Origin of the sequence: Hominiventricola aquisgranensis, from assembly GCF_040096225.1 — a bacterium.
Lineage (GTDB): Bacteria > Bacillota > Clostridia > Lachnospirales > Lachnospiraceae > Hominiventricola > Hominiventricola aquisgranensis.
Map to the genome: position 1 here is coordinate 1 of NZ_JBBMFC010000055.1, position 7,810 is coordinate 7,810.

Here is a 7,810-nt window from a genome sequence, read left to right on the forward strand (position 1 = left end):
ATTAATTATACCAAAAAATCGCTCAGACCTCACGGTCTGGGCGATTTTTCTGTCAGGGGAGTTTTTTTACAGCCCCCTCTGCCAAAACCTTATCTATTTCACAACAAAGTTCACCACACGGTTCGGTACATAGATCTCTTTTACGAAGGTCTTGCCCTCTACCAGGGAAGCGATTCTGGAATCGGCTTTTGCCATAGCAAATACTTCTTCTTTGTCAGCACCGGTCGGGATCACAACAGTTCCACGAAGTTTACCGTTGATCTGTACACCGATCTCGGTCTGTGCATCGACCGTCTTAGCTTCCTCATAGGTCGGCCAGGATGCCAGAGACAGGAATCCTTCTCCACCGGTAACCTCCCACATTTCCTCACACAGATGCGGAGCAAACGGGCAAAGCAGTTTGATGAAGGTATGAAGCTGCTCTTTACTGATCTTTCCAACATTGTAGATATCGTTAGTCAGAGTCATCAGTGCTGCAATTGCAGTGTTGAACTTCATATCCTCAATATCAGAAGATACTTTCTTGATGGTCTTATGAAGCGGAGTCTCCAGCTTCTCAGTCTCTTTATCCTCGGAAAGCATATCGGTAAATCCAGCTACACGCTCCAAGAAACGCTTACAACCCTTTACAGAGTTCTCGTTCCACGGAGTTGCTGCGCCGTAGTCACCCATGAACAGTACATAAGTACGCAGGGTGTCTGCACCGTACTCTTCTACAATATCCAGCGGGTCAACAACGTTGCCCTTGGATTTACTCATCTTATCTCCATCCGGTCCAAGGATCAGTCCCTGGATAGAACGCTTTGCATACGGCTCCGGAGTGTTTACCACACCGATGTCATACAGGAAATGATGCCAGAAACGGGAGTAGATCACATGTCTGGTAACGTGCTCCATTCCACCGTTGTACCAGTCTACCGGCATCCAGTATTTCAGCTTCTCCGGGTCTGCCAGGCACTTGTCATTGTGCGGATCGATATAACGCAGGAAGTACCAGGAAGAACCTGCCCACTGCGGCATGGTATCAGTCTCTCTTCTTGCATCGCGTCCGCATTTCGGGCACTTGCATTTTACAAAGGAATCAATCTTAGCCAGCGGAGATTCACCCTCCACACCCGGCTCAAAGTTTTCTACCTTCGGCAGACGAAGCGGCAGCTCCTCATACGGAACCGGAACAACACCACAGTGATCACAGTGAACGATCGGAATCGGCTCGCCCCAGTATCTCTGACGGTTGAATGCCCAGTCTTTCATCTTGAACTGAACACCTGCACGGCCAATGCCCTGGCGGGTCAGCTCTTCCAGCATCTTCTGGATGGAATCCTTCTTATTAGTATAACCATTGAGGAACTCAGAGTTCACCATCTCACCGTCGCCGGTATAAGCTTCCTTGGAGATGTCGCCACCCTTGATAACCTCAATAATATCAATGTTAAATGCTTTAGCGAAATCATAGTCACGCTGGTCATGCGCCGGTACAGCCATGATCGCACCAGTACCATAACCCATCATTACATAGTCTGCGATGAAGATCGGGATCTTTTTACCGTTAACCGGATTGACTGCCTCCAGGCCTTCGATCTTCACACCCGTCTTGTCTTTTACAAGCTGGGTACGCTCAAACTCCGTCTTCTTTGCACACTCGGTACGATATGCTTTGATGGCATCCATGTTGGAGATGCGGTCTGCATATTTATCGATCAGCGGATGCTCCGGAGCCATTACCATGAAGGTAACCCCGAACAGGGTATCCGGTCTGGTCGTATAGATCTCCAGCTGCTCGTCTACACCATCGATCTTGAAATCAACAAATGCACCGGTGGATTTACCGATCCAGTTCACCTGCTGCTGTTTTACATTTGCCGGATAATCTACATCCTCAAGACCTGCCAGCAGTTTGTCAGCATACTCCGTGATTCTTAAATACCATACATCTTTGGACTTCTGTACTACTTCGCTGTGGCAGATGTCACAGTGTCCACCCTGACTGTCCTCATTGGAAAGAACAACTTTACAGGACGGGCAGTAGTTTACCAGTGCTTTGCTTCTGAACGCAAGACCATGCTCATACATCTTCAGGAAGATCCACTGGGTCCATTTATAGTAATCCTCATCTGTGGTGTCGATCACACGATCCCAGTCAAAAGAAAAACCAACTTTTTTCAGCTGATTGGTAAATCTTGCAATATTCTCGTCCGTAATCACACGCGGATGTTTGCCTGTCTTGATGGCATAGTTCTCAGTCGGAAGTCCGAATGCATCGAATCCAATGGGGAACAGCACGTTGTATCCTTCCATTCTTCTCTTTCTGGAAATTACCTCAAGGCTGGAATATGCCTTAATATGTCCTACGTGCATACCTGCTCCGCTCGGGTACGGGAACTCTACCAGACCATAGAACTTCTTCTTGGGACTTCCATCCACTGCATTGAAGATCTTGGCATCTTCCCATTTCTGCTGCCACTTACCTTCTATCTTTCGGAAATTGTGTTTCATTTTCGTGCTTCCTCCTATCTCGATTTCCGATCTGTTATCCTATCTGAAAACTCTGTTTTTCAGAGAATCCTGCTGTATTTTACAACTACATTAGTTTAATATAGTCCGTTTGGTTTGTCAACTAAGCTTCTATTTCGTTCATATATTTCTTTTCATTTTCCGACAAACGTGCTATACTTTATGCATTAACGTGCTAAAGGAGATAGACAAATGAAAATCGGTTTTATCGGACTTGGCCTGATCGGCGGTTCCATCGCCCGGGCTGTCCGTTATTTTTATCCAGATACAGAGATCATCGCTCACTCCCGCACCCGTGCTTCTGTGGAGCAGGCAGTGGCTGACGGAGTGATCAACAGGGTCATTGATCAGATTGACGAAGATTTTTCTGACTGCACCTATATTTTCCTGTGTGCACCTGTATCCAGCAATGCCAAATATCTGGAGCAGTTAAAGCCTCTGATCGGACCGGACTGCATCATCACCGATGTAGGCAGCACCAAGACAGATATCCACGAAAAGGTAACCGATCTTGATATGGAAGCAAATTTCATCGGAGGCCACCCCATGGCAGGTTCTGAGAAGACCGGCTATGCCAATTCCAAGCGGATTCTCATTGAAAATGCATATTACATGATCACACCTACGGAAAAGACTCCCCGGGAGGCTGTAGAGACTTATCGCGATTTTGTAGCTTCCTTAAAAGCACTTCCGCTGGTCATCGACTATCACACTCATGATTATGTGACTGCAGGTATCAGCCATCTGCCACATATTATTGCTTCGTCCCTTGTCAACCTGGTCAAGGACGAAGATACCAAAGACGGCATCATGAAGCTGGTCGCCGCGGGCGGATTCAAGGACATCACCCGGATCGCATCTTCTTCCCCGGAGATGTGGGAACAGATCTGCATGACCAACCGGAAAAATATTTCCAGGATTCTGACTGATTATATCGCTTCTCTGGAGAAGATCAAAGACCAGTTGGATGAAGCCAAATCCGGTGCTATTTACCATTTATTTGAGACATCCAGAGATTATCGGAACAGTCTTCCGGTCAAAGGCAATGGTCCTCTGGCGCGGATCTATGAAATCTACTGTGATATGGTGGATGAAGCAGGAGGAATTGCAACTCTTGCCACGATCCTTGCCAGCAATCAGATCAGTTTGAAAAATATCGGCATCGTACACAGCCGTGAATTTATCGAGGCCGTTCTCCGGATTGAATTTTATGATGAAGAATCTATGAAGAGCGCCATCGAAATCTTGAGAAAACACAGATATGTGATATATGAGAGGTAAGCTATATGATATTTACCAGAACCAATGCATTAAAAGGTGAGATCACTGTTCCCGGTGATAAAAGCATCTCCCATCGCTCTATTATGTTCGGAGCGCTGGCAGAAGGAACTACAAGAGTCACCAACTTTCTTCGAGGAGCAGACTGTCTGTCCACTATCGACTGTTTCCGAAAGCTTGGAATCGACATCGAAGATCTGGATTCTGAGATCCTGATCCATGGAAAAGGTCTTCATGGTCTGACTGCTCCCTCTTCTATGCTGGATGTAGGAAACAGTGGCACTACCACCCGGCTGATCTCCGGCATTCTGGCCGGTCAGAGGTTTACCACCGAGTTAAATGGAGATGAATCCATCCAGAGCCGCCCCATGAAACGGATCATGGAGCCATTAACTCTGATGGGAGCCGATATTACCAGTATCCGTGATAACGGCTGTGCACCTCTTCGGATCCACGGGCAGAAGCTCCATGGCATCGCATATACCTCCAAAGTTGCTTCTGCCCAGGTAAAATCCTGTATCTTACTTGCCGGACTCTATGCAGACGGAACCACAAGTGTAACCGAACCTTATCTGTCCCGGAATCACACAGAGATCATGTTAACACATTTCGGTGCTGATATTACGAGTAAGGGTACTACTGCTACAGTCACCCCCGGCAAGGACCTGCACGCACAGGAAATCATCGTTCCTGGTGATATTTCTTCTGCCGCTTATTTTATTGCGGCAGCTTTGATGGTTCCAGATTCCGAGATACTGATCAAAAATGTAGGCATCAATCCCACCAGAGATGGACTGCTCCGCGTCTGCCAGGATATGGGTGCCGATATTACTCTGCTCAATGAAAATTATGGAAATGGTGAACCTACCGCTGACCTGCTGGTTCGCCACAGTGAGCTTCACGGAGTGACTGTCGGTGGTTCAGTGATTCCAACTCTCATTGATGAGCTTCCAGTGGTCGCAGCCCTTGCCTGCTTTGCCAGGGGAACTACTGTGATTCGCGATGCACAGGAGCTGAAAGTCAAAGAATCCAACCGGATCGACGTGATGGTCAATAATCTTCGTGCTATGGGTGCTCACATCGAAGGCACAGATGACGGTATGATCATCGAAGGCGGTTACCCTCTCCACGGAGCGATCATCGACAGCCACTTAGATCACCGCATCGCCATGACCTTTGCCATCACCGCTCTTGCTTCAGACGGTGAGACCTCGATCAAAGGTGCTGACTGCGTGAAAATCAGCTATCCTGGATTCTATGAAGATCTGACACGACTGGCAAAATAATTTCTGTCATCAAAAAATGCCCTGCAAAAGTGACTGTTCTGTTCTACAGATTCTTTTGCAGGGCATTCTTATTATCCGTCTTATCTATTCTGTTGTGTCTGCAGTCATCTTACTCTACTGCCAACTCATTTATATAACCTTCCAGATCTTCATTCTTACCATAATACTTTACATGCATGATGCGGCCGAAATCAAGACTTAACATTCCCAGCAAAGACTTCGCATCTACTTCTGTGTGACCATAAGAAATATCTATATTAAAATCACATTGCTGTGATTTTTTTACAAATGTTACCACCGTATCCGGTGAAAGTTTAATGTGTTTCTCTGTCATGAATATGCCTCCATCTATCTGAATCTTCTGAATGTTCTCCCAAAATAGAACTTTGGTTTCGCTGAACTTCACTCATTATGCTCCTTCTCTGATAAAAAGTCAATGAAGCCGAACAGTTCTTAGCGCAAATTTGACAGCCACATTCTGAAGATTGCTATGGAAATCTGTCTTAAAACAGTGTAAAATATTTTAAATATCATTAAGAACAAAAAAAGGAGACGATATGAGTAATAATGTTATGATCATAGGAATCGCCGGGGGAACCGGATCGGGAAAGTCCACATTTACCAACCGGCTGCGCGATGCCTTCCCTGATGATGTAGCTGTCCTCTACCACGATAATTATTATAAATGTCAGGATGATGTGCCGTTCGAAGAACGGAAGAAGGTCAATTATGACCATCCCGATTCTCTGGAAACAGATCTGATGATCCAACATCTGGAAGCTTTAAAAAATGGAATTGCTGTAGACTGTCCGGTCTACGATTACAGTATGCACAACCGTTCTGACAAGACCATTCACATTGAGCCAAAGAAGATCATTCTGGCAGAAGGTATCCTGCTGCTGGAAGATCCCAGACTCCGCAACATGATGGATATTAAAATCTATGTAGAAGCTGATGCAGATGAACGGATTCTTCGCCGTATTGTCCGCGACGTCAAAGAACGTGGCCGTGACCTGGACAATATTGTGGAGCAATATCTGACTACAGTTAAGCCCATGCATTATCTGTATGTAGAACCCACCCGTGCGCTGGCAGATGTGGTCATCAACAGCGGTATGAATGATGTGGCCTTTGATGTAGTAAGATCCAAGATCCAGCTGATATTGGAGGAAGAATAAAAAAGTCGTTCGCTTCACGTTGTGCCAACGTAAAGCGAACGATTTTTTTATTCACATAAGATCCTCACATAATATTTATCATAGAAGATTATTATTTACAGACTTTTCTTCATAGTCTCTATTTATTCAATTTTCTCTTGCAATCACTGGTGGAACAATAATAGGCCTTTGTCCAAACGATGCCGTTATTTCTGCAATCAGCAATGAAATTCTGTCTAATAAATTTCTCAAAACAAAATCACCATTAATGCCAAATTCTTCTGCCAGCTTAATTTCATGCCAATTAATTTCATCTTTTACTTTCTCATCAAATTTCAACAAAGCACCAAACGAAATACTCAATTCAAATATTCCTTCCGGCGCAAATTTCAACGTTCTTGTTAAAATAAGTTTTACTCCATCTGCATCATTTACTTCCACATTAATATTATCTATACAATTTAATTCTCTTTCAACTGCTGAAGTTTCAATTATTTTATAAGTAATACCATTTAAATAATATGTTTGTTCCGGCAAAAAATATTTTTCTAAATTTTCAATCATTATTTTCTCACTATGCTCCTTTATGATGGTTCATAAATCATCTTAAAACCCATATTTTTCTCAAATTTTGGAAACTTACGTATAATCTCATCTTCTTTTCTATAATAGCTGCTTTGACTTGCTAAAACTTTTGACAAGTTAGAAACAGTTTCTTGTAAAGTAATCTCTGTTTGTGAAGATTCTGTAACATATCCTTGTATTGCTTTTTCAACTGCCTGATTCAAAGAATCTCCGTTTTTATATGCCAGCAATGCGATTTTCCTGTGCAATTCAGGTGTTATCCTTACATTAAACGATCCTTTATATTCCTTTTCCGGAGTTTTCCCAACCTCTTTACAAAACTCTATATAATCATCAACCGCTAAATGAAATTCTTTTTCAAAATCTTCCAGAGTCTCACTTTCAAAATTAACCAAATCTCTTATTCCTTCTATTTTTCCATATACAATGCCCTCTTCTAAATCGACTTCAGCTTTTGTATGATATCCCTTATACTCTAATATATTTTTCATTACAAATCTCCATATTCAAATAAACGTTGTCTTAAATCTTTTACAGCATAACCTTTCATCGTATTTCCGGGATGTGGCTTATGTAACATAATTACTCCCTGATCTGTTTCCCTATAGAAACGAACTCTGGATCCGGAAGTCTTTCCTTTATTATCTTCTACATATCCCAAAGCTATTAAAAGTTGTCTTGCTTCAGTATACGTATAATCCTTAGGTTCTAGTCTTAATCGCTCCTTTGTTTTTTCTAATGTACTCATTTTTCAGGCGCCCACCCTTGCAACTATTTTATAGTTGCAGTATATGGCATAAAAAATTTTTTGTCAATAAATAACATATATATTTCTATAAATATTTAAATATGTATGATTATACTATAGCAATTTTGCTTTCACAACCTACTTTATTATTCTGCATTTTTCATCAAAAAGGGGCTGTAAAATAAGTCCCTAATATAAGAAACGCCAATTCCGGCAAATGTCGGTTTTGGCGTTTCTTTGTA

Annotated in this window: 8 protein-coding genes; 3 read left to right on the forward strand and 5 right to left on the reverse strand. The window is 43.1% G+C overall.

Going from position 1 to position 7,810, the window contains the following annotated elements; all coding sequences use genetic code 11:
- Positions 1-93: 93 nt before the first annotated feature.
- Positions 94-2,496, reverse strand: coding sequence for a leucine--tRNA ligase (leuS, locus tag WMO62_RS15360; RefSeq protein WP_349145226.1), 2,403 nt, complete (start codon positions 2,494-2,496; stop codon positions 94-96).
- Positions 2,497-2,706: 210 nt separating this feature from the next.
- On the opposite strand from leuS, the gene WMO62_RS15365 reads away from it, so the two are divergent.
- Positions 2,707-3,795 (forward strand): prephenate dehydrogenase, encoded by a 1,089-nt coding sequence (locus WMO62_RS15365; protein WP_118509753.1) that lies wholly within the window; start codon positions 2,707-2,709, stop codon positions 3,793-3,795.
- Positions 3,796-3,800: 5 nt separating this feature from the next.
- Complete coding sequence (gene aroA, locus WMO62_RS15370) at positions 3,801-5,078, forward strand: 3-phosphoshikimate 1-carboxyvinyltransferase (protein ID WP_117496327.1); 1,278 nt, start codon at positions 3,801-3,803, stop codon at positions 5,076-5,078.
- A 109-nt stretch (positions 5,079-5,187) separates the two neighbouring features.
- Here the strand turns inward: aroA and WMO62_RS15375 are convergent, their stop codons facing one another.
- The gene (locus WMO62_RS15375) at positions 5,188-5,412 is read right to left on the reverse strand and encodes an HPr family phosphocarrier protein (protein WP_147324663.1); all 225 of its coding nucleotides are present in this window, start codon (positions 5,410-5,412) and stop codon (positions 5,188-5,190) included.
- 223 nt (positions 5,413-5,635) lie between these two features.
- Here WMO62_RS15375 and udk point away from each other — a divergent pair, with 223 nt between their 5' ends.
- Entirely contained in the window at positions 5,636-6,256 is a 621-nt protein-coding gene (gene udk / locus WMO62_RS15380; RefSeq protein ID WP_117496329.1) for a uridine kinase, read from the forward strand.
- A gap of 126 nt (positions 6,257-6,382) precedes the next feature.
- On the opposite strand, the gene WMO62_RS15385 is transcribed toward udk, so the two are convergent.
- The 3 genes from WMO62_RS15385 to WMO62_RS15395 are packed head-to-tail and all read right to left on the reverse strand — an operon-like array spanning position 6,383 to position 7,568.
- Positions 6,383-6,799: a hypothetical protein gene (locus WMO62_RS15385; RefSeq protein ID WP_349145227.1), complete on the reverse strand. Its 417-nt coding sequence runs from the start codon at positions 6,797-6,799 to the stop codon at positions 6,383-6,385.
- Between the two features lie 20 nt (positions 6,800-6,819).
- Positions 6,820-7,311 (reverse strand): type II toxin-antitoxin system HicB family antitoxin, encoded by a 492-nt coding sequence (locus WMO62_RS15390; RefSeq protein WP_349145228.1) that lies wholly within the window; start codon positions 7,309-7,311, stop codon positions 6,820-6,822.
- Entirely contained in the window at positions 7,311-7,568 is a 258-nt protein-coding gene (locus WMO62_RS15395) for a type II toxin-antitoxin system HicA family toxin (RefSeq protein ID WP_349145230.1), read from the reverse strand. The genes WMO62_RS15390 and WMO62_RS15395 overlap by 1 nt, the downstream gene beginning before the upstream one ends.
- Positions 7,569-7,810: the final 242 nt, after the last annotated feature.

Excerpts from the sequence above, each read along its gene's own strand:
- aroA (WP_117496327.1), top strand. The coding sequence starts at position 3,801 with ATGATATTTACCAGAACCAATGCATTAAAAGGTGAGATCACTGTTCCC.
- leuS (WP_349145226.1), bottom strand. The coding sequence starts at position 2,496 with ATGAAACACAATTTCCGAAAGATAGAAGGTAAGTGGCAGCAGAAATGG.
- WMO62_RS15375 (WP_147324663.1), bottom strand. The coding sequence starts at position 5,412 with ATGACAGAGAAACACATTAAACTTTCACCGGATACGGTGGTAACATTT.
- udk (WP_117496329.1), top strand. The coding sequence starts at position 5,636 with ATGAGTAATAATGTTATGATCATAGGAATCGCCGGGGGAACCGGATCG.
- WMO62_RS15395 (WP_349145230.1), bottom strand. The coding sequence starts at position 7,568 with ATGAGTACATTAGAAAAAACAAAGGAGCGATTAAGACTAGAACCTAAG.
- WMO62_RS15385 (WP_349145227.1), bottom strand. The coding sequence starts at position 6,799 with ATGATTGAAAATTTAGAAAAATATTTTTTGCCGGAACAAACATATTAT.
- WMO62_RS15390 (WP_349145228.1), bottom strand. The coding sequence starts at position 7,311 with ATGAAAAATATATTAGAGTATAAGGGATATCATACAAAAGCTGAAGTC.
- WMO62_RS15365 (WP_118509753.1), top strand. The coding sequence starts at position 2,707 with ATGAAAATCGGTTTTATCGGACTTGGCCTGATCGGCGGTTCCATCGCC.